General features: G+C 35.0%; 20 protein-coding genes. 2 read left to right on the top strand and 18 right to left on the bottom strand.

The window, feature by feature from the left end:
* Positions 1 to 4 precede the first annotated feature (4 nt).
* The 8 genes from HVS_RS02280 to HVS_RS02245 form a co-directional block, all read right to left on the bottom strand.
* Positions 5 to 1,597 carry a response regulator transcription factor gene (locus HVS_RS02280; RefSeq protein ID WP_101298834.1) on the bottom strand — a complete coding sequence of 531 codons (1,593 nt, stop codon included), beginning with the start codon at positions 1,595 to 1,597 and terminating at the stop codon, positions 5 to 7.
* A 158-nt stretch (positions 1,598 to 1,755) separates the two neighbouring features.
* Positions 1,756 to 3,003 (bottom strand): hypothetical protein, encoded by a 1,248-nt coding sequence (locus HVS_RS02275; RefSeq protein ID WP_101298831.1) that lies wholly within the window; start codon positions 3,001 to 3,003, stop codon positions 1,756 to 1,758.
* 125 nt (positions 3,004 to 3,128) lie between these two features.
* Positions 3,129 to 4,151: a sugar kinase gene (locus tag HVS_RS02270; RefSeq protein WP_101298829.1), complete on the bottom strand. Its 1,023-nt coding sequence runs from the start codon at positions 4,149 to 4,151 to the stop codon at positions 3,129 to 3,131.
* 59 nt (positions 4,152 to 4,210) lie between these two features.
* Complete coding sequence (locus HVS_RS02265; RefSeq protein WP_101298827.1) at positions 4,211 to 4,852, bottom strand: bifunctional 2-keto-4-hydroxyglutarate aldolase/2-keto-3-deoxy-6-phosphogluconate aldolase; 642 nt, start codon at positions 4,850 to 4,852, stop codon at positions 4,211 to 4,213.
* On the bottom strand, positions 4,849 to 5,934 hold the full coding sequence (uxuA, locus tag HVS_RS02260) for a mannonate dehydratase (RefSeq protein WP_101298826.1): 1,086 nt from the start codon (positions 5,932 to 5,934) through the stop codon (positions 4,849 to 4,851). Before uxuA ends, HVS_RS02265 begins: the two co-directional genes overlap by 4 nt.
* 131 nt (positions 5,935 to 6,065) lie before the next feature.
* Positions 6,066 to 7,682 carry a mannitol dehydrogenase family protein gene (locus HVS_RS02255; protein WP_169926532.1) on the bottom strand — a complete coding sequence of 539 codons (1,617 nt, stop codon included), beginning with the start codon at positions 7,680 to 7,682 and terminating at the stop codon, positions 6,066 to 6,068.
* A gap of 192 nt (positions 7,683 to 7,874) precedes the next feature.
* Positions 7,875 to 8,993 carry a M50 family metallopeptidase gene (locus tag HVS_RS02250; RefSeq protein ID WP_101298824.1) on the bottom strand — a complete coding sequence of 373 codons (1,119 nt, stop codon included), beginning with the start codon at positions 8,991 to 8,993 and terminating at the stop codon, positions 7,875 to 7,877.
* An 18-nt stretch (positions 8,994 to 9,011) separates the two neighbouring features.
* Positions 9,012 to 9,914, bottom strand: coding sequence for a hypothetical protein (locus HVS_RS02245; protein ID WP_101298823.1), 903 nt, complete (start codon positions 9,912 to 9,914; stop codon positions 9,012 to 9,014).
* 319 nt (positions 9,915 to 10,233) lie between these two features.
* On the opposite strand from HVS_RS02245, the gene HVS_RS02240 reads away from it, so the two are divergent.
* Positions 10,234 to 10,878 carry an FMN-dependent NADH-azoreductase gene (locus HVS_RS02240; protein WP_101298822.1) on the top strand — a complete coding sequence of 215 codons (645 nt, stop codon included), beginning with the start codon at positions 10,234 to 10,236 and terminating at the stop codon, positions 10,876 to 10,878.
* A gap of 65 nt (positions 10,879 to 10,943) precedes the next feature.
* Here HVS_RS02240 and HVS_RS02235 read toward each other — a convergent pair whose 3' ends face one another.
* The 8 genes from HVS_RS02235 to HVS_RS02200 form a co-directional block, all read right to left on the bottom strand.
* The gene (locus HVS_RS02235) at positions 10,944 to 11,141 is read right to left on the bottom strand and encodes a DUF3006 domain-containing protein (protein ID WP_101298821.1); all 198 of its coding nucleotides are present in this window, start codon (positions 11,139 to 11,141) and stop codon (positions 10,944 to 10,946) included.
* Positions 11,138 to 12,133, bottom strand: coding sequence for an MBL fold metallo-hydrolase (locus tag HVS_RS02230; protein WP_101298820.1), 996 nt, complete (start codon positions 12,131 to 12,133; stop codon positions 11,138 to 11,140). The genes HVS_RS02235 and HVS_RS02230 overlap by 4 nt, the downstream gene beginning before the upstream one ends.
* Before the next feature lie 203 nt (positions 12,134 to 12,336).
* On the bottom strand, positions 12,337 to 12,564 hold the full coding sequence (locus HVS_RS02225; RefSeq protein WP_101298819.1) for a heavy-metal-associated domain-containing protein: 228 nt from the start codon (positions 12,562 to 12,564) through the stop codon (positions 12,337 to 12,339).
* A 19-nt stretch (positions 12,565 to 12,583) separates the two neighbouring features.
* Positions 12,584 to 14,437 (bottom strand): heavy metal translocating P-type ATPase, encoded by a 1,854-nt coding sequence (locus tag HVS_RS02220; RefSeq protein ID WP_101298818.1) that lies wholly within the window; start codon positions 14,435 to 14,437, stop codon positions 12,584 to 12,586.
* 40 nt (positions 14,438 to 14,477) lie between these two features.
* Positions 14,478 to 14,708 carry an iron-sulfur cluster repair di-iron protein, ric gene (locus HVS_RS02215; RefSeq protein WP_242971643.1) on the bottom strand — a complete coding sequence of 77 codons (231 nt, stop codon included), beginning with the start codon at positions 14,706 to 14,708 and terminating at the stop codon, positions 14,478 to 14,480.
* Between the two features lie 415 nt (positions 14,709 to 15,123).
* Positions 15,124 to 16,359 (bottom strand): L-lactate MFS transporter, encoded by a 1,236-nt coding sequence (locus HVS_RS02210; RefSeq protein WP_101298817.1) that lies wholly within the window; start codon positions 16,357 to 16,359, stop codon positions 15,124 to 15,126.
* A 204-nt stretch (positions 16,360 to 16,563) separates the two neighbouring features.
* Entirely contained in the window at positions 16,564 to 17,811 is a 1,248-nt protein-coding gene (locus tag HVS_RS02205) for a putative bifunctional diguanylate cyclase/phosphodiesterase (protein ID WP_242971642.1), read from the bottom strand.
* Between the two features lie 26 nt (positions 17,812 to 17,837).
* Entirely contained in the window at positions 17,838 to 18,980 is a 1,143-nt protein-coding gene (locus tag HVS_RS02200) for a histidine kinase N-terminal 7TM domain-containing protein (RefSeq protein WP_159063350.1), read from the bottom strand.
* 280 nt (positions 18,981 to 19,260) lie between these two features.
* Between HVS_RS02200 and HVS_RS02195 the strand changes: the two genes are divergently transcribed.
* On the top strand, positions 19,261 to 20,400 hold the full coding sequence (locus tag HVS_RS02195) for a GerMN domain-containing protein (protein ID WP_235827459.1): 1,140 nt from the start codon (positions 19,261 to 19,263) through the stop codon (positions 20,398 to 20,400).
* A 28-nt stretch (positions 20,401 to 20,428) separates the two neighbouring features.
* Here HVS_RS02195 and HVS_RS02190 read toward each other — a convergent pair whose 3' ends face one another.
* Positions 20,429 to 20,701 (bottom strand): hypothetical protein, encoded by a 273-nt coding sequence (locus HVS_RS02190; RefSeq protein ID WP_159063349.1) that lies wholly within the window; start codon positions 20,699 to 20,701, stop codon positions 20,429 to 20,431.
* 27 nt (positions 20,702 to 20,728) lie between these two features.
* A complete protein-coding gene (locus HVS_RS02185) occupies positions 20,729 to 21,055 on the bottom strand; it encodes a hypothetical protein (RefSeq protein WP_101298812.1) in 327 nt (108 codons plus the stop codon).
* Positions 21,056 to 21,290: the final 235 nt, after the last annotated feature.

The following is a 21,290-nucleotide window of genomic DNA, read 5'->3' as shown; positions in this document are numbered from 1 at the left end:
TTTTCTAATATTTATGCAAACTAACTAAAAAGTCATTTTTAAACTCTGATGGGGAGAAATTTGTAAAGCTTTTAAATTTAGATGTAAAGTATTCTGTACTGCTATACCCCACACTTCTTGCCACATCAGATATTTTCATATTTGTTCTTCTCAAAAGTTTTTTAGCTTCCTCTATCCTCACCTGGTGCAAATATTCATTAAACTGCATTCCTGTAACCTGTTTAAACTTCCTGCCAATGTATACAGGATTAACATATAGATGTTTGCCTATTATTTTTAAATTTATATCTTTATTGTAATTTTTCTTAATATACTGCTTCATTTCAGCTATAATATCCTTTGAATTGCTTGTTGTAATGGACTCTATATACTGTCCTAAAAACATGCATAAGTCAGTTGCTTCTTTTTTAAGCTCTTCTATAGTAGATTTTTCTATTTTTTTGTTAAAATCCATTAATTTGTTGGTAAACTCCTGCACATTCCCCTTCATTTCCTGTACATATCTTATGAATTCCAGTTCTAAATTTTCTATATAAATTTTAATTAATTCCGGCGCTGTAAGGTCCTTTGAAAAATCATGGAATAAATTTTTTATTTTTCTTTTTATTCCTTCAGTATCATTTTCCCTTATGCAATCTTTTAGCCCATCAATATCTATTTCAAGTAAATTATGATTCATTGACATGTTTTTTATGTTTTTGTAAAAAATAATACTCCCTATGTTTTTAAAAAATTTATAACTTATGGCCAAGTCTACTTGCTTATAAAGTTCTGCAAGGGATTTTATACCAGCCACCGGTTCGCTTATAGCAATTGAAGCACTGCAGTCTAATTTTTCTTCTATCATTTCTTTTAAATTTTTAGCATATCCGCAAATTGTATCGTAAATGTCCATACTTTTAGAAACAAGAATGCAGAATCTGTTTAAATCATCTTCAAAAACTTTTAAATCAAACTTATTATTCATACTGCTGTTGATTATCTTTTTTATTTTTTCCCTAATTTCCTTAAGCTGTACTTCATCAAACTCACTCATCCACTTGTCAAAATTATCAATTTCCAATAAAAGCATTTTTATTTCTTCATTTTCATCCAATTCCAATATAAAATTAGCACGTTTAATATCTGACTCTGTAGCCTCCCCCTTTAATATGCTGTTTATAGCGCTTTCAGCCACAAAGGACAATTGTCTGTTTCTTGATTCTTCATCTTTTCTTTCTTCTAAAATCTGGCGGCTTACTTTTTCTATTGCCTGGTTCAGCTCATCTTCATCTAAAGGCTTTAAAATATAGCTGTTTACACCATACTTCATGGCATTTTTAGCATATTCAAACTCATCGTAGCCGCTTATTACGATAAATTTAGCCCTTATATTTGAATCTTCATATACGGTTTTTATAAGCTGGATACCATCCATTACAGGCATTTTTATATCTGTAACTACCAAATGGGGATTGCATGTCCTGATTATTTCTAAAGCATCTTCACCATTTGAAGCTTCGCCACAAATTGAAAAGCCATACTTTTCCCAGTCAACCATAATCCTAAGTCCTTCAAATACATATGGCTCATCATCAACAAGCAGTACCTTTAACAACTAAATTCACCTACTTAACACATTATCCTGCTAAATACATATATATTAAGTGTACAATTTTTATAGAATTTTATCAACGCCCCATTCTTTTAAATTTACATAACACCCTTTGCTTTTCCAGGCTTTTAAAGCAAAAACTGCATTTATTAGAATGATTTTTATTTTTCTAAAAACCTCCAAAAATTACCTCCAAATAAATTATTTGCATCTCTTTCTATTTCATCCACTGATATTTTATAGCCTTCAGATATTAAATCGCTGTACTTATTAACCAACACACCTGCTATAACTTTTTTTGAGTGCTCCCATTTGCTTATCAGCTGTTCAAACACCCTGCAGTCAGAATGCTGGGGGATGAAGGAATTACCTAGCCATTCGATTCTCATATTGGTTATAAACTCTATTAAAGAAGGGGAGTTTAAAAACCACCAGCATCCGAATATCATTAAATTTTTGAATTTTCTTGCAGTGACGGTAAGCTCCTGCTGGTTTTCTAAAGAGAGCATTGTAACAAGGAATTTATTTCCAGGGTACTTTGAGCATAAGTATTCTAAAGACTCAATACCGGCTTTTTTAACAGAATCCCCTGCAAGATGAAGCTCCGGGTTTACCGCCCTTTTTACCCCTATCATAAGCGCAAAGGGGATATTTTTTTTCTTACATACGGGAAGTACACATTCTTCTATTATTTTAGCCCGGTATGAGCCGTCAGTCATGCTAAAGTCAGGGGGAAGGGATGCTGCACAGTAAAGGGCATCCATTTTTTCTATATAGTCAGTGAGGAATTTTTGTATTTCTTCAATTACCGGACCGCATAAGTCTTTTCCCACATTATAGCCTAGTTTTCTTATATCCGTAAAGCTTTCTTCCCACGAATTTAAAACCCTGTCAAGCCTAAGAGCCGCCTTAAACCTTTCATCCTCTACATATGAGTTTTCCCACACCTTTCTCTCCGCATCATCTAAAGGGTCATTGGTCATTACTACACATTTCAGCTTTGCAATTTCAAATACTTCATCTATGTAGTCTGAAAGGTTTATGGACCTGAAAAAATTTCTGTAGTAATTTATATCTTTAACATTTACATCAAGCCCCAGCCTGTTAAATATTGTTATTATAGATCTGGCTGACTCGCTTACAGGGGTATTTTTAATAAACAATGTATCCCACACAAACTCTGCCTGCTGACTTTTATTCATACTGAAAAAGCTATTATAATCCATATCTGTGTATCTTATGGCTTCGGCAATTAAATAATGATATGTCAGAAGATGGTCAATGCCATAAAGAAACAAATCCCCAAAACATTCAGAAAATAAATGTGTATGGATATCAGTGATATATGTAGAATTTATTGCTTTTTTCACAACTTCTTTTATATTTTCCCTGTTTACAATCTCCCTCATTGTGTTTCTCCTTCTTTAATTAATTTTTCATTAAGCAAATTACATTAAGCAATTTAGTTTTGTTGATAATAGCTTTAATTTTTGCTTATAATAGCTTTAATTAATAACTTTATGTCCGGATTTTTTTATCTTTGAACCCTTCCTGAACCGTCACCTTTTATAAGGGTCTTTACTTCATCAACAGTAACATGATTAAAATCCCCTTCAACGGAATGCTTTAGGCATGATGCAGCAACTGCAAATTCTATAGCTTCCTGTAAATCATACTGATTTATAAGTGCGTATATAAGACCTCCTCCAAAGGAGTCCCCTCCGCCTACTCTGTCTACAATATTTATGAAGTATTTTTTTGAAAAATAAAACCCGTCTTCAGCATACAGCATAGCACTCCAGTTGTTGTGGGAAGCGGAAAAACTCTCTCTTAACGTAATTGCAACTTTATCAAAATTAAACTTCTCTTTAAGCTTTTTAGCAACCTCTTTGTACCCCTCAGTATCCAGCTGTCCTCCTGTAACGTCTGTATTTTCTGCCTTTATCCCAAATACTTTTTCTGCATCTTCTTCATTTGCAATGCAAAGATCCACATACTCCATAAGCTGTCCCATTACTTTACCTGCTTTTTCCGTTGACCATAAGTTTTTTCTGTAGTTTAAATCACAGCTTACTGTAAGTCCTTTTTCTTTAGCCTTTATACACGCTTTTTCTGTAATCTTCCGGACATTTTCGCTTAATGCAGGAGTAATCCCTGTAAAATGAAACCATTTGGCTCCTTCAAATATAAAGTCCCAGTCAAAATCCCCTTCACCGGCAGTTGCTATGGAAGAATTTGACCTGTCGTATATAACCTTTGAAGGCCTTTGAGATGCCCCTTTTTCCAAAAAATATATTCCAAGCCTGCTTCCACCTTTTACAATGAAGTCTGTATTTACACCATACTGCCTTAAACTGTTTATAGCTGCCTGACCAATGGAATTATCTGGTATCTTTGTGACAAAAGCAGCATCCATACCGTAATTGGCAAGGGAAATACTTACATTTGCCTCCCCTCCCCCATATGTGGCATCAAAGGAGTTTGCCTGTACAAATCTTAAATATCCTGGTGGTGAAAGCCTGAGCATTATTTCTCCAAAGCATATTATTCTTGACATTCTCATACCTCCGGACAAAATTTTATTTATCTTTTGTTTTGCTGTATTTCGCTAAAATATTAACCTCTCGCAAGCTTTATTTTATTAATAAACTCTTTTGCAGTTTCAGTTATAGATCGGTAATCGCCGCTTTTGGCGCCCTTTGTCAAACTTCCCCCTGCACCTACAGCAACGGCACCCGCCTCTATCCACTGGGAAACGTTTTCTAAATCCACACCCCCTGTAGGCATTAAAGACGCATAGGGTATAGGTCCCCTCACTGCTTTGATGAATTCAGGTCCTAATACTTCCCCCGGGAAAACCTTTATTATATCAGCGCCTGCCTCTAAACACTCTACAACTTCTTTAATGGTCATTGCACCCGGCATACAGGGAACTCTGTATCTATTGCAGAGGTACACCACATCTTTATTTAAATATGGTGTCACAATATACCGTGCCCCTGCCAAAATAGCAACCCTGGCAGTTTCTGCATCCATAACGGTTCCTGCCCCCAAAATAATTTCCTCATCAGTGTATTCAGAGCTTAATTCCTTCAAAATTTCCGTTGCCCCGGGCACAGTGTATGTAATCTCTATTGCACACACTCCTCCCTCTATACATGCATCAACAATTTTAAAAGCCTCTTCTTTTGTCTCTGCCCTCACTACGGCAACAAGCCCGCATTCTTTTATTCTATAGAGTATTTCCTCTTTATTCATGCTTTCCGCTCCTTTTTAGACTTATCTATAGCTTCCCACAGCCCGTTTATATATGCAGCTCCTAAAGCCCTGTCATAAAGACCGTATCCCGGTCTTGCTCTTTCCCCCCAAATCATCCTACCGTGGTCAGGCCTTATGTAGCCTTTAAAGCCTATATCGTAAAATGCTTTTACAATTTCATACATGTCAAGTGAACCGTCACCGGACAAATGTGAAGTCTCGTGAAATGTCCTCTCTGATACAAATTTAATATTTCTTATATGGGCAAAATGAATTCTTCCCATTTTTCCAAAATATCTTATCATATCAGGAATGTCATTATCCGGATTCGAACCTAAGGAGCCTGTGCATAAAGTAAGACCATTATACGGGCTATCTACAAGTTTTACAAGCCTTTCAAGATTGGCTTTGGATTTTACAATCCTCGGAAGATCAAAAAGATTCCATGGTGGATCGTCAGGGTGGATGGCCATTTTCACATCCACTTCCTCACATACAGGAATTATACATTCTAAAAAGTATTTTAAATTTTCAAAAAGCTTTTCCTCATCAACATCCTTATATTTTTCAAGGGTATCTTTCAATTCTTTCAGCCTGTAGGGCTCCCACCCCGGCAAACTAAAGCCCTGTGAGCCCTCTTCCATATCTTCAACAAGTTTTACAGGGTCAACTTTGCTTATAATGCTGTTGTCATATGAAAGAACCTCTGAACCGTCTTCTAATTTTTTGGCCAGGTCGGATCTAAGCCAATCAAACACAGGCATAAAGTTATAGCAAATCACCTTTATTCCTGCTTTGCTTAAATTCTTTATAGTCTCAATGTAATTTTCAATATACATGTCCCTTGTGGGAAGTCCTAATTTTATATCTTCGTGTACATTTACACTTTCTATTACTTCCAGCTCAAGCCCGGCATCATTAACAGCGGTCTTTAGCCGGTTTATTTTTTCCAAAGGCCAGACCTCACCCACGGGAATATCAAAAAGCGCTCCCACAACCCCTGTCATCCCAGGTATCTGCTTTATCTGCCAAAGCTCTACGCTGTCATCCTTTTCCCCAAACCACCTGAATGTCATTTTCATCTGTAAAATCTCCCTCCTTAAATGCCTTTTTTAAACCTTTTTGTAGGTTTTTACACGCTTGTGCAGTTTACATATTTGCACTGTTTACATGTTTGTGCTGTGTCTTCCAGCATGTTTCCTTTGTAATGTTTTTATTCATCTAAATATTTTGCCAGTACATTTCTTACTGCATTTTTACCTGTAATCATTTCTTTAAAATACCCTTCTATTTTTTCTGCCAGTTTAACTTCATAAAGGTCTACTCCAAATATCTTTTTGTTTGATAAAATTGGCTTTAATTTACTTCCTACAGAGTCCGGATTTCCTATTTCTATTCCTTCTAAATGTTCTTTGAGCTCTTCTAACATAGGGTCAGGGCTTAACTCAAACTTTTCCCCCTTATCATTTATTCCAAGTAAATACCTGAGCCACCCTGCAATTGCCAGAGGTATATATTTTAAATCTTCAACATTCAAATCTTCACGGGAAGCATATGTCTTTATTGTCTCACCAAATCTTATACCAACTTTCTGTGAGGTATCTGTGGCAATCCTTTGAGGAGAATCCGGAATAAAGGGGTTTTCAAGTCTTTTATTTATCACTTCATCTATAAAAGCTTTAGGATCTATTATTCCAGGATTTACAACAACAGGCATTCCTTCAACATAGCCTATTTTTTCCACTAATTTTCTTAAATGTTTGTCTTGCATTTCATGGGCTATCAGTTTGTAATCCAAAAGGCATCCAAAAACCGCCAGTGCTGTATGAAGTGGATTCAAGCATGTTGTTACCTTCATTTTCTCCACCATGTCCACAGTTTCCCGGTCTGTAAAAAGAACTCCCGCTGCCTCTAAGGGCATGCGCCCGTTTGGAAAATCATCTTCTATGACAAGATATTCAGGTACTTCGGCATTTACAAAGGGAGCAATAAATGTATTTTTGCCGGTACAAAGTATCCGGGCATCTTCAAATCTAATTTTATTTAAGTGGTCTTTTATTTTTTCAGAAGGCCTTGGAGTTATTTTATCAATCATGGTCCAAGGAAAAGAGACTTTTTCCCTGTCATTAAGATACTCTAAAAACTCCCTTTCCACATGCCCGTTATCTACCCACTTTTCAGCCACAGTTAAAAAGGCATTTTTTAAAACATCCCCGTTGTGGGAACAGTTGTCCATGCTGACAAAGGCAACCGGCAATTTCCCGTTTTTATATCTTAAATATGCCAGTGCTGTAACTTTAGAAATGAAATGCTTTGGACTTTCAGGTCCTCTTTTGAAATCATTTATAACATCAGGTAAATAGTTTTCTGATATGTCTGTCAGTGAATAACCTTTTTCGGTAACTGTAAAACTTACTACTTGAAGGGATTTGCTCTTAAATATATCTTCTAGCCTTTTCCAGTGTTTCTCCCTTGAAGTGTCCCCTACAAGACTTTCTGAAATACTGGCTACAACCTTTTTTCTCAGAGTTCCGTCCGGTTCCATAAGCACTAATAGACTTAAATTATCATAGGGCTCATATATGCAGTCTATTATTTCATGGTCATATGTCTCCACTGCAACTATCCCTGTCCGGGCTTTGCCGGAATTTAAAAGCTCCTGCTGCAAAACCGCTATAAATCCCCTGAAAATATTCCCTGCTCCGAAATGAACCCAAGTGGGATTCTCCTTTGTCAAAGCTTCCATTTTTTCAATATCAAATTTGGGAAGTTCAATCCCTGCATTTTCCCATGCCTGTCTTTCTTTTATTGCGCCTTTACTTAACTTCATCATATATCCCGCCAATCTTTCTGTGCATTTTATCTGTATTTATATTTATTTGTATTTTCATTCCAGTGGTATTTACACTGTATTTGTTATTTGTACCCTGCTTACTATTTACATTGTATTTTACTGTACAGTCTTTTATTTTCCCAACTTAAATTTAATTTTATATTTATAATCCATTTGTTTCAACTGCTTTTAATTATTACCCATTATATCGATAAGTCTTTTAACTAGTTTTTCTTCAATTAAAGCCTGACCCCTTACAGGAAATCTGTCAGCAACCTCTAAAGCGCTTTCACACAAAAATTTTGCCACGTTTATATTTTTGTTTACATAATATTCATAATAAGCTTTTACCCTTAAACCATTCATATCCTTGTCATTTTTTAATACTTTTTCGGCCTTTTTGTAGTATTCTTCCGCCTCTTCCCTATCCCCGTCTATACAGGCATTATAACAAATTTCATAACAGGCATGGGGAAAGAGCTGACCGGGAATATAGTTTATCCACTGCTTCATTTTCTTTATGTATTTAGAACGGTTTTCATCATCATCCGTATCTAAAGCTTTAAAATACGAGTAAAATAAAAGGGTCACGTCTAATGCATCAGGCTGGTAGATATTAAAATCTGACGGGACATCCAATTCCCTTAGTGGCTTTCCTGCAGCAAACTGGGAACACAGCCTGTTGACTTTCATAAGCTTTTTTGAAAAAGGATTTCCAAATATTATGCTCCATATTATTTTCCCATCTGAAGGATTATTCCCTGAAAAGAAGGGAATTAAATTGACTATTCCTAGTAAAATGGAAAACACTGAAATCATGGTTAAAGACATGTTTAACAAATCTTGTGGTTTTGCTGCTTTTTTAATGACTATTAAAGCAATTCCAAACAATATATTAAATAAAATCCCACCTGAATAATAAAGTAAATGCTTCCAACGGGGTATCTCTTTTTCCTGAGGTATCATTGCACAAAGCCCCATGTACCCGAAATTTTTCATAATGGAAAACTTAATCTTTCCATTTTCGCTATTTAATGTAAGAAAACCTACCCTGTAAGAAACAAATTTGTACCCGTTAAGTTTTCCCAATATCAAATGTCCTGCCTCATGTATGTTAACAGAAATGAAAAGTCCTGTAATTACATAAAAAAAACACAAAAAAAGTTCAGTAAAACCCCAGTCGCCGAAGAATAACCTGTCAACTAAAAAAACCCCCGTAGCAATGCCTGATAATACCGCTATTAATGCCGGCAATATAAGCACTATACCCTCTGTTTTTTTCTTCTTGACTTCTCCTGTTTCACCCATAACGACCCTCCGTAAAATTTAAAAAAACTCCTCTTTCTCTTCTTTTGTATAGAATAATTTTAAACTCTCCTCTTCTGCCAAAGGAACCTGGGCTTTTAAAAGATATATTCTTGCATTGCTTCTGTCAATCTCGGCCTTTTCTTCTAACTCTGCTATTTTCTGTGGTATGCCTGCATCTTTCACCATTTGTTTTATATCTTTATACATTTCATAGCTTCCATAGAGAAACTGGCTTTCATATAGAACCTTAGAAGCTATCATAGACTTAAAGTCTTTAAACTCCAGCTGTTCCCTCACTTTAGAAATGTCCTTTACTACATAGTCAATTTCTTCATTGTAGCTAGGGTTTTTTAAAAGAAAATTTTTCTTGTTATATATTAAAAGATCAATATTATTAACCAGACTGTCTGGAAGACCTTTGGTAACCACCACAATATCCAAATCTGAACCTTTAACTAATTTTCCCGTGGAAGATTCCGGCCTTGGCTCTAAATGAGCCATTTCAAACACCACATCTCCTGCAATCAAAAAACATACGTATTTTTTCAGCACTTCTGCATTTTCACTGGTTTCAACAATCTGCTTCATCACCTCATAGGCTAAGCGGAATTTATTTCTACTAATTTCAATTATGGTTTTATTAAGATTCTTAATTTCTTCTGATATTTTTTCCAAATCTTTTTTCAGACCAACAATGGTATAGGAGTAAAATTCCCTCACTATAGAGGGGGATAATCTGGCATATCCTTCTACCTGCTTGTCAAACCTTAAATACCTTTTTCCAATTGTCTTTGTTATTATTTTCTCATTGGTATTGCAAATTTTCCACAAATAAAAATCGTCAAGCCTCGCCTTTTGCTGCAGTTCTTTTCCTGTCATGGGACCATATTCTTCTAAAATTTTTAAGACTTTATCTTCCATGTTTTTACCTCTTTTAGTTTTTTTGTGCTTTTATCTAAAAAATAAATATAACCAATTCTATAACAATGTATGCAAATATAAACTTTTGTATTGTGAAATATCAAAATAATTAAAACATATAAACAACAAAGCCATATAAACAAGGTATATATGTATTATATATATGTATTATACATATGTATTATATATCTATATTATATATCTGTATTATTATCTATATTTTATTTTACAATAAAAATTAAATCAAGGTTAAGAATAAAGAGTATTAAAAAGGCACACAATAAGTTAGCGTTTATCAATGTGTAGAAGGTGAAATTTAATGAAAAAATTACTCTATATTATTGGAAATTCAAAAAAAGAAGAAGAGTCTTCCAGTAGAACGGTAAGCAGAAGACTGGTAAATGCAATTTTGGAAAAAATAGATAATGTAGAGCTGGAGGAATTAAATCTATATGAAGAACATATTCCACAGTTAAAAGGCTGCTATTTTGAAAGCAGGAGTGCAATTGTAAGTGTTGAGGCAAGAAGCAGCCTTACCAAAGAGGAGCAAAGGGAAGTTGCTAAAATTGAACAGCTGTGCGACCAGTTTAAATCAGCGGACATTTATGTTCTGGCTGTCCCCATGTGGAGCTTGTCCTTCCCCGCCCCTGTAAAGGAGTATATAGACTGTATTATCCAGACCGGAAAAACCATCGCATTTAAAAATAATAAACCCTATGGTCTTATAAATGATAAGCCAAGAACTTTTATCTATGTCCAATCTTCCGGAGCCAGCATCCCATGGCTGTTAAAACCAGCCCTTTCTAAGGGATTGAACTATGTACAGGACATTATGAAATTTATAGGCATCAGCAACTTCTATGAACTATTGGTTGATGGAACGGGAGATACAGAAGAAGAAAGACAAGAGGCAATAAAAAATGCTACAAGTAAAATACCCCAGCTTGTTGAAAAATTGCTTTAGAAAACATCTAAAAAATTATTATAAAGTGGGCTGGCGTCCCCTTTTTTCTTTGTGCTTTGGTAATTTTATTCCCATAATTTATCCATTAATTTTTGAATTCTTTCTTTTCGTTTGTCTGTCTCTTCTGTATCAAGTTCAATTCTAATCACCGAACCTTCCTTTGCCCCCTTAGGCAGTAATTCTACAGGCATACTACATACCCTTTTGTCTTCAAGTTCTACAACGGCATAATTTCCTTCAAACCTGTCAATTACAACTTTCATATGTTTTCATCTCCTTTTTTATCAAATTTTATTGTCTCTCCGTCACTTGTTGCTATAACAGTCCCGTATTCATCTGTACGGAATATTTCCACCCCAAAGGTTTTAAGCCTGTTTAATACTAAATTATCCGGATGTCCATATCTGTTATCTTTGCCCACACTGATAACAACATAATCAGGACTTACTTTTTTTAAGAATTGAGCTGTAGTGGATGTTGCACTTCCATGATGTCCTACTTTTAGTACATCAGCTTTTAAATCATAGCCTTTTGAAATCATTTCCTGCTCTGAAACACTTTCAGCATCACCTGTAAAAAGGAAGGATGTGTTTTTGTAAGTAAGCTTAACAACTGCAGAATAATTGTTAATTTCATCATAAGTGTGACTGTTGGGTGCTAATATCTCAATTTTTAAATCCGGATCTACCTCAATATTTGTGCCAGCAAAAGCAGTTGTCACTTTTAAGCCTTTATTATCTATGGCATTAAGAACATCTTCAAAGGTTTTGGTTGTGTGGGAAACTTTTGGCATGTATATCTTTCCGATATTAAAGCTATTTATTACAGCATCTAAACCTCCGATATGGTCCTCATGGGGGTGCGTTCCCACTACTGCATCGATTGTATCAATTCCCTGGGATTTTATATAGGATACAACGGTATCTTCATGGGTGTTTTTTCCCGAATCAATTAATACAGCCTTTTGCCCGGGTGTCTTAATTAAAATACAATCTGCTTGTTCCACGTCTAAAAAGTGTACTTCCAAGGGCATAAGATTTTTTTCATTCTCCGGCATTGCTGCTGGCATTTCATCAGATGAACCTTCCGAGATACCAGAAGATTTGTCTTCGGGCATTGTTGGGTTCATTGGAGAGGACAAGTCAACATTCCCGTCGCTATCATCCGGTGCAATGTTAGAAGTACCCCCGGAGCTGCAACCTATGAAGCCTACAAGTAGTACAAAAGTCAGTAAAACTATCCACAGTCTTTTCATAACAGTATCCCTTCCTTGTTGTTTTCTACAATAATATCATATTTTTTTTACATACACTATACAATTTTTTAATAATATAGGATTATCTTCATATTTATAAAAAATGCCTGTTGATAAAAACAAAAAAAGACCCCGGCAAAATTAATGCCGGAAACCTTTAGAATATAAGCTTTTGAAATACAACCTTCAGAATATATTTTCTTTTATTTTACTTTAGATTTCATTACCTGGTATCCAAGGGCGGTAATAGCCTTTTCAACCTCTTCAACTGAAGTTTTTTCATCATCAAAATCAAATTTTACTTTACTTGAATTAAACATTACCTTTACACTGTCCTTATCCACACCCGGTACAGATTTTGTTGCATTTTCAACTTTTAAAATACATGATGGACAAGTTAATGTCTCCAATTGAATTGTTGCTTTTTTCATTTTTATCTCTCCTTTGTAATTAATATTTTAATTTATAACGTAAAAGCCTCATTCCATTAAAGATTACCACTAATATACTTCCTTCATGTGCCAACATACCTATGGTCATATTCATCCACTCACTTAAAAATACACTTGCAAGAAGTATTACTATAACTCCCACTGCAATAATAATATTCTGGCGCATATTTCTTGCTGTTGCTTTTGCCAAACCCAAGGCATGAGGCAGGCGGCTAAAATCTGAATTCATCAGGACAACATCTGAAGTTTCAATTGCTACATCTGTGCCGCCTCCCATTGCAATTCCAACCTGTGCAAGTACCAGTGACGGGCTGTCATTTACCCCGTCTCCAACAAATGCAACAATCTGCCCCTTTGCTATTAATTTCTCTATATATGCTGCTTTATCCTCTGGAAGCATATTTTCATGTGTTTCTGTAAGACCAAGTTCTTTTGCCACTAAATCAACTGTTCCCTGGTTATCACCTGACAGCACCACCAGGTTTTTGACTCCTAATTTTTTTAATTTTTGAAGGTCTTCTTTAACACCTTCACGAATCTGGTCCCGTATGCCCATTAACACTTTCAGTTCACCATCCACTGCTGTAAGGACAAGGGAGTTTCCTCTCTCCTGGAAAGATGAAATATCTGCTTTAGCTTTTTCACTTAAAGGAACATTTTCCTTAACCATTAATGAAACATTGCCTACAGCAACCCTATGTCCGTCTACATAGGCAACAATACCACTTCCCTTTACAACATCTGTTTTTTCAACTGTATACAGTGTTGTGTCCCCAATATATTCTACAATTGCTTTGGCTAACGGGTGGTCTGATTCTTTTTCAACACTTGCAAGGTAGCTAAGTACTTTTTCAGTATTACCGCCATAAACTTCTTTGTCTATAACTTTAGGATTTCCTATTGTTAGCGTTCCTGTTTTGTCAAATACTATGGTATCAACTTTGCTAAAATCACTGATAATCTCACTGCCTTTTAAAAGAACACCATGCCTTGCCCCGTTACCAATACCCGCTACATTTGAAACTGGCACCCCTATAACCAACGCACCGGGACATCCTAAAACCAATATTGTAATTGCAATCTCAACATCCCGTATAATTAACCACACCATAAAAGCCAGCACCAGTACCGCCGGGGTGTAATATTTTGAAAACCTGTCAATAAAACGCTCTGCTTCAGATTTTGAGTCCTGTGCTTCTTCAACCAGTTCAATAATTCTTCCAAAGGTGGTGTCTTCGCCAACGCGGTTGGCAATAATTTGAATGGTTCCATTTTCTAAAATTGTACCTGCATACACACCTGAATCTTTCTTTTTGCTTACAGGGACAGATTCTCCGGTTATACTGGCCTCATTTACATATCCTTCCCCGGCAAGCACTGTACCATCCACGGGAATTTTACTGCCTGTTTTAACAAGGAGGACATCACCTACATCCACTTCATCTACTTCCACTTCTTCAAACTCACCATTTTCCATCAGCTTCAAAGCACTTTCAGGAGCCATCTCAGTTAGTTCTTTAATTGCAGAACGGGTTTTGTTTAATGTACGCTGTTCTAAAAAAGAACCAAAGAGAAACAAGAATGTTACAATGGCTGATTCCTCCAGATTCTTAATTAAAAATGCCCCAATAACAGCAATGGTAACCAAGACATCTATACTAATTACCTTAACTTTTAGTGCCTGAACTGCTTGAATTGCAATGGGAAGCACACCTAAAACAGATGCTATGGCTAAAGAACAAATAGCAATCATTTGGTTTTTAAAAACTAGTTTACTGACAAATCCAATTACAATTAAAATTATACTTATTGTCATTATGTGGTTTTTCTTGCTTAATATAAATCTTTGCACAGAAAGCCACCTGCCTTCTCTTTTGGTAGTTTGCATTTAATTAAATTTGGTAAGCACTGTCAAGCTCAGCTAACATATTATAAACAGCCTCATAGCTTTCGCATACATCTTCAGGTACTTGGTAATTGTCTGTAATTTCCCGGAGTTTTGCAAATTCATCATTTAAATCAGGCTTATCAGATGATGCTTCTTGTATTTTCCCACTGATTACATCAAACAATTTATGAACTTCATAAATTTCCGGGTGGCTTTTCCCATGAACCTTTGCCACAATTAGGAACATATTGTTTTAATGTTGGAAAATGTTTTTTTACCGCTTCTTCAAAAGCTATTTTTTTAGTCATTTTTTACCTCCTGTTTTTTAATGAATAAATTGTCAAAATTCTTCCCATAGTTTTAGATAATTGTGTATTTTTTCATAATTCTCTGTCTTATGACAATATTATACTATATATAATAGCGTTTGTATGTTGTTTTTGCAACACATGGAGCTTTTTTTTAATTTTTTAATGTTTTTATCCAAAAAACTAGCTAATCCTTGGTTTTCCTTGTACCGGCAAAATAAAAAATATAGGAAGTCCAAAAATACTTCCTATATTTTTATTCCTATATCTATTATTTTTTATATGTGTTATTTTTTGCCGCCTTTTTTTTTTGCCGACCCTGTTATTTTGTGTTTTTTGTGTTTACCCTGCCTTTTTGCTGACCGGTTTAACAAGAAGCACCATAATAATTGCAACGGCTGCAGCTAAAGATGCTATAACAAACGCCGGGAACATAAGGTTAATATCATCTTTTGCGATATCTTTATAAATACCTGCGATGATTGAAGACGCAACAGCACCTATCCCAAAACCTATCAAAACTATACCGTAGTTTGTTGCATTGTATTTTGTGCCAAAAAGTTCAGCCGTGTAAGCAGGAAAAGTACTTAGAAAACCACCGTAGGCAAAACCAATACAAGCTATAAGAACATATATCATATAGCCCCCTGCAATATTAACACAAAGAGATAGAACTGCCGTCAAGGCTAAAAGAAGAATAATAGTTTTCTTGCATCCTAATTTATCTGAAACACCACCCCAGAAAAGCCTTCCAAATGCGTTGAACATTGTAATTGCAAAAACACCAATGGTAGCAGTTTCAGCAAGACCACGGGCTATTGCAATAGGTTTTGCAAAACCAATCATCATAAGCCCGCCCATACATGCAAGCATTAATGAAAATGTGAGTAAATAAAGCTGGGGTGTTTTTATAACTTCTAAAGTTGTCAGAGCCACAGTGTCAGTGGCAGATACTTTTGGCGTCCATCCTTCAGGTTTAAAACCTTCGGAAGGATTTTTAACCATAAGACCACCAACTGTACACACAATTAAAAATATAAAAGAGAGTATTCTAAATGAAAGAAGCTCCCCCTGACCTGGAATACCCTTTCCCAGTGTACTAATGATGGCCTCAACAATAGGCGTAAAGACAACACCGCCAAATCCAAGGGCGGAAACTATAATACCTGTAACAAAACCTCTTTTGTCGGGAAACCACTTTTGAGCACATGCAATGGTTGTAGAATAAGTAAAGCCCATACCTATACCGCCAAGGACTCCATATGTGAGCCATAATAACCATGGTACTGATGACGTGGTAAATGAAGCTACAAAAAAGCCAATGGACAGTATTAAACCACCAATTATAACTGTTATTCTCGGACCTATTTTGTTCTGCAGTGTCCCGCCTATGGTACCGCCTATGCCTAGCAAAGCCAATAGAAGTGAAAATGTAAGTGCTGCATCTGCATTTGACCCACCAAATATACTTGAAGCTATCCCATTCTGGAATACACTCCAAATATATGCCGTCCCAAGGCATAATTGGATCGCAATTGCCGCAATAACTGGAATAATGCGATTGTACTTTTGTTTCATTTACTTCTCTCCCCCATAAATATTTTTTATATAATGAACTGCGTTTTCACGCAACCCAATTATACCTAGAGGGTAAATTTTAAATTAACCGTCAATTAAGGATACCATAAATATAATACAGGAGATTATGGCATGTCAATAAAATAATAAATGTTTATTATTTTATTGACATTTGGGGTAGTGATTTAGAATTAGTATAACATATTATCGATATGCTTCCATTATGTCTAATTTTTCAATTTCACTTGCAGGCATTGGCTTATAAAAATAGTAGCCTTGAACTATATCACATCCATTATCTCTTAGAAATGTAAACTGTTCTTCTGTTTCTACTCCCTCTGCCAGCACCTTGACATTAAGGTTTTTGGCAACTTGTATGATACTCTTAATAATTGCCCTGTCCTTTTGTGATTGGGAAGTAATTCCATGTACAAAGTCCATGTCTATTTTAAGCAAATCAATGCTAAATGTTTTTAGTCTGTTTAATGATGAGTATCCTTTACCAAAATCATCTATCGATACCGATATCCCAAGGTTTCTGATATCTTTTAAACGCTTTAAAATATTGTAATCCTCATTAAATGCAATAGATTCAGTAATTTCAATCTGCAAATTTTTAGGGTTCATTTTGGTAGCATATAATATTTCGCTTATCTTTTCAGCAATGGTAATATCTTTTAATTGCTCTATTGATAAATTTACAGAGAGAGTAATGCTTTTATTACCACTTTTATTAAATTCTTTGAACTCTTTACATGCTGTCTTTATAACCCATAATCCAATGGGTCTAATTAAACCTGTTTGCTCTGCCATAGGTATAAAAATATTTGGGGAAACCATCCCGTACTCTCCGTTGTTCCAGCGTAAAAGTGCTTCAAAGCCAATTATTTTTTGGGTCTTTACATCAACCTGGGGCTGGTAATGTAAATACAGTTCATTTTTATCAAGGGCTCTGTATAAGCTGTTTGTTAATTTCATCTTTTTTGTTGCTTCTTCTTTCATAGCCGGCGAACAATAAATAATTTGGTTCTTTCCTCCTGCTTTTGCCTCATACATGGCAATATCCGCATTCTTAACCAGCGTCTCAGGGTCTTCACCATCAACCGGATATACAGCTACTCCGGCACTTGCAGTCATAAAATATTCAATATCCTGAACATGTATACATTGGTCAAAAACGCCAATAATTCTATCTGTAATCTTTTTAAGTTCTTCCAGCCTTTTTATATTTGTAATCAATATGAGAAATTCATCAGCACCAAACCTGGCAATGGTATCCTTTTCCCTTAAACAGGATGACAGCCGTTCTGCCGTCATCTTTAATACACTGTCGCCGGTTGAGTGACCCATTGTATCATTGATGGATTTAAATGAATCCAGGTCAAGAAATATTACACCCAACAAAGTAGCATCTTTCTTTGCTTCCTGAATTGAACTTTCAAGTTTTTCCATAAACCACTCTTTATTATGAAGTCTCGTTAATGAGTCATAATAAGCCATATGATACAATTTTTGTTCAGATAATTTAAGAATATTTCTCTGTTCATTGATTTCTCTGATATTTGCAGCGGTTTTTTTTTATACATACCTATAAGCACTATAATAAAAAGTGTTGATAAATGGGAAATTGTTGCCGGCAAAGGTCCAACTGTTTTGAGCCTGATTATAAAAGATAAAGTAAACAGCAAATTGAGTGCGTTTATCAAAACAGCTGCTATAAATCCAGGTTTATCTTCCTTAAGTACCATATAGATTGATAAAAGCATTTGTAATTGGGTTATTATTCCTCTCAAAGTATGTCCATCTACAATTGCTAATTTGAAAGTACTGGGTAATTCCGTTAAACGTATCTGCAAAAATGTAAGAACTATGTATGCGACAACTTCCATTATTACAAATGAAAAACGGCTTTTTTTCTCAGTAGGCTTAGATATAATAAAACCATATTTTGTAATAGCCTGGTATATTACAGCAATTGGCATTAATAAAATAATAGGAGCTATTTGAGGAATATCGCTTATCATTACATCGCTAATTGATGCCAAAAGGAAAGTAATGGTAAAAGATAGAAAAAGAAAACGTGACTGAACCTTTATCTTAGAATCTGATGATTTTATACCCCACCTCAACAACAGCACCAGCCCTGTAACAGTATAACTTATATAGTAAATATAGAAGAACCAGTCCCACAAATTATTCTCAGCCACGTTGATCCAGCCAAATTGTGTAAGATGAAGGTTGTAGGGTTTTTTATTGAGACCGGTTGGAAGACCAAAAACCAGTATACATAAAGCTGCAGGTAAATATAACAACAGGCGGGACCACCTTTTTTTAATTAAAGCATGATTATCTGTGATAATTAATATAAAGTGAAAAATAATTGCATATGCTGACCCCCAGCCAAATGACGCAAACCGCCTCCAAAATTCAGCGGTTACAACATCTGGTGCAACCGTTGCAAAACCTAGACCAACCGTCCAAATATTAACCGACATAATCAGTACTAAAAAAATCTTGTTAGCCAGTGCTTTATGATTATTAATTATTACTAATATTCCTAAAACTGTGGAAACAACACATACAGAAATAAAAAGAATTAGAAAAATTGATGGATAATCCACGATCTTTACCTCCCTGGTTTCTAAAGAACACGCCATCTAATTAATATATCGGCAATCTAATTAGAAAACTACAGTAAAAACTACGTCTAAATTACACAAAAAGACATAGCCCTCGCTACAAAAAAATTGTTGATTTATACTTAAAATCACTATAGGGGCTTTTTATTTACGAATCAAAGGTATATAATAATCTGTATAATATAAAAAACTAAGCAGACTATATATATTTAGGAAGTATAGAAAGTAAAATATCAATAAAAACGTAATGGAGGCAATTGATATGAATAAATACATAAAACCAGTTTTGATATCTGCAGCAGTACTTCTTGTAGTAACAACGGCAATAGTATTTGCGGTAAATATTGATAAAATCAAAGGATCAACCAACAACGGGAGCAGTGAGGAACCTAGTCCAACCGGCCGGATTGGCCTTAAAACTCCTAATGCAACTGTTTCTCCTGAAAATACAGTACCGGCAACTCAAGAACCTTTAGAAAAAAGAACAATTACCCTTTATTTTGCAAATTCCAATGCAGAGAAAGTTGTTGCTGAGAAAAGGGAAGTTGAAACAGAAAAAGACACACAAATGGAAAGATTAGTATTTGAGGAACTGCAAAAGGGTCCAAAAAGTGAAAATTTACATGCAACAATACCCCAGGGAACAAAGCTCTTATCCACATCAACCAAGAACGGTACCTGCACACTGGATCTTTCCAAAGAGTTTGTTGATAACCACCCTGGAGGCTCGGCAGGAGAGTTAATGACTTTATACTCAATAATTAATACCATGACAGAACTTCCTGGCATCGATAAAGTACAGTTTCTCATTGAAGGACAAAAGCAAGAAGTATATATACATGCTATATTTAATGAACCCTTCAAAAGAGATGACAGTATTATTGAAAAAAATTCGGGTGAGACAAAAGTTAAAGTTGAAACCAGGTCTCAAATAGCCATTAAAGCTATTAAAGAAAAGGACATGGAAAAGTTAGCATCTATGGTGCACCCTGTAAAAGGTGTACTGTTCTCCCCATATTCCCACATTGATCCGGAAAAGCATAAAGTGTTTACAAAGGATCAATTTAAAGGTCTGTTGGAATCAGAAAAAGTATATAATTGGGGAAGTTATGACGGTTCAGGTAATCCAATTGAATTAACATTTAAGCAGTACTACGATAAATTCATATATGACCATGATTTTGCCAATGCAGAAAAAGTGGCATACAATGAAATACAGTCATATGGAAATACCATTGTCAATATTTTGGATGTTTATCCTGAAGGTAAATTTATAGAGTACTATTTTCCCGGAACCAAAGCTCATGATGGAGCGGATTGGGCAAGTCTAAGACTGGTTTTTGAAGAGTATGACGGTGAGTGGTACCTTGTATGTATTGCCCATGGTGAATGGACTATTTAAAACATTGAATTCAACAGTGTAAATCTGGTCAGGTCTTAGTATTGAAGTTGACAATAAATTTGTAGAATGGGATACAAAAAACATTTGTGTTTCCCAATGATTCAATGGAATAGGGAATCGGCACATTTATGCCCTTACGCTTAAAAAGAATTAATCCTTCATTGCGGGCATCAACTACATTTTCAGTATTATCCACCTTTATCTCTTTATGATAATCCACAGTATATTCAAAATTATAATTCTCAAAAAATTGATTAATTTTTTCCACACCATTATCTTCAAGATACTTAATAATACTCATATTATTTTGGTTATAGGATACAACAAGTTAAATAAACGGATTAACATATATTGAATTTTTCATGTAATCAAACCACTTACGCAAAATACTGTTGTTTGAAAATCCTGTGTTAAAATAAACGGTCCTTAAAAAAAGTATATCATTTTTTAAATCTGTATAAGTATTTTTTTCTGTAATATACGACTTTGCCGTTGAACCCATTCTCTCAAGCAATAATTTTTTATCAACATATAATTTTTCATTAATTATTCCCTCTTCTATATGAAATTCTAATAGGTAATGAATTTCCTTATTTTCAATAACAAAAAAATATTGTAAGGAAAACTCCGGATCGTCACAAAAAAGGCATTTCATTAACGGCACGGGATAATATGCTTCCCTAAAAAACTTATCTATAAAAAACGATCTCCAAAAAGCCTTTCAATTAAGAAACGGATTACTAATAAAACAAAAGAATATATTCTTAAAAAAAACCCACTGCCGCAGCAAAAGCAATGGGTTGATCCGGCTTTCAATACAAAAAACTTGTTGCAATGTTAATTTGTGATGAAAATACTGTTTTATTCAAAATATGCCATGCATCCTCATT

The sequence above is a fragment of the Acetivibrio saccincola genome, assembly GCF_002844395.1.
GTDB lineage: Bacteria > Bacillota > Clostridia > Acetivibrionales > Acetivibrionaceae > Herbivorax > Herbivorax saccincola.
The sequence above is the reverse complement of the archived record's forward strand: the minus strand, read 5'-3'. Positions and strand labels throughout refer to the sequence as shown.

Bases quoted from the DNA above. Each gene is read 5' to 3' on its own strand.
- HVS_RS02275 (WP_101298831.1), bottom strand. From the start codon at position 3,003: ATGAGGGAGATTGTAAACAGGGAAAATATAAAAGAAGTTGTGAAAAAA.
- HVS_RS02270 (WP_101298829.1), bottom strand. From the start codon at position 4,151: ATGTCAAGAATAATATGCTTTGGAGAAATAATGCTCAGGCTTTCACCA.
- HVS_RS02265 (WP_101298827.1), bottom strand. From the start codon at position 4,852: ATGAATAAAGAGGAAATACTCTATAGAATAAAAGAATGCGGGCTTGTT.
- uxuA (WP_101298826.1), bottom strand. From the start codon at position 5,934: ATGAAAATGACATTCAGGTGGTTTGGGGAAAAGGATGACAGCGTAGAG.
- HVS_RS02255 (WP_169926532.1), bottom strand. From the start codon at position 7,682: ATGAAGTTAAGTAAAGGCGCAATAAAAGAAAGACAGGCATGGGAAAAT.
- HVS_RS02250 (WP_101298824.1), bottom strand. From the start codon at position 8,993: ATGGGTGAAACAGGAGAAGTCAAGAAGAAAAAAACAGAGGGTATAGTG.
- HVS_RS02245 (WP_101298823.1), bottom strand. From the start codon at position 9,914: ATGGAAGATAAAGTCTTAAAAATTTTAGAAGAATATGGTCCCATGACA.
- HVS_RS02240 (WP_101298822.1), top strand. From the start codon at position 10,234: ATGAAAAAATTACTCTATATTATTGGAAATTCAAAAAAAGAAGAAGAG.
- HVS_RS02235 (WP_101298821.1), bottom strand. From the start codon at position 11,141: ATGAAAGTTGTAATTGACAGGTTTGAAGGAAATTATGCCGTTGTAGAA.
- HVS_RS02230 (WP_101298820.1), bottom strand. From the start codon at position 12,133: ATGAAAAGACTGTGGATAGTTTTACTGACTTTTGTACTACTTGTAGGC.
- HVS_RS02225 (WP_101298819.1), bottom strand. From the start codon at position 12,564: ATGAAAAAAGCAACAATTCAATTGGAGACATTAACTTGTCCATCATGT.
- HVS_RS02210 (WP_101298817.1), bottom strand. From the start codon at position 16,359: ATGAAACAAAAGTACAATCGCATTATTCCAGTTATTGCGGCAATTGCG.
- HVS_RS02205 (WP_242971642.1), bottom strand. From the start codon at position 17,811: ATGGAAAAACTTGAAAGTTCAATTCAGGAAGCAAAGAAAGATGCTACT.
- HVS_RS02195 (WP_235827459.1), top strand. From the start codon at position 19,261: ATGAATAAATACATAAAACCAGTTTTGATATCTGCAGCAGTACTTCTT.
- HVS_RS02190 (WP_159063349.1), bottom strand. From the start codon at position 20,701: ATGAGTATTATTAAGTATCTTGAAGATAATGGTGTGGAAAAAATTAAT.
- HVS_RS02185 (WP_101298812.1), bottom strand. From the start codon at position 21,055: ATGAAATGCCTTTTTTGTGACGATCCGGAGTTTTCCTTACAATATTTT.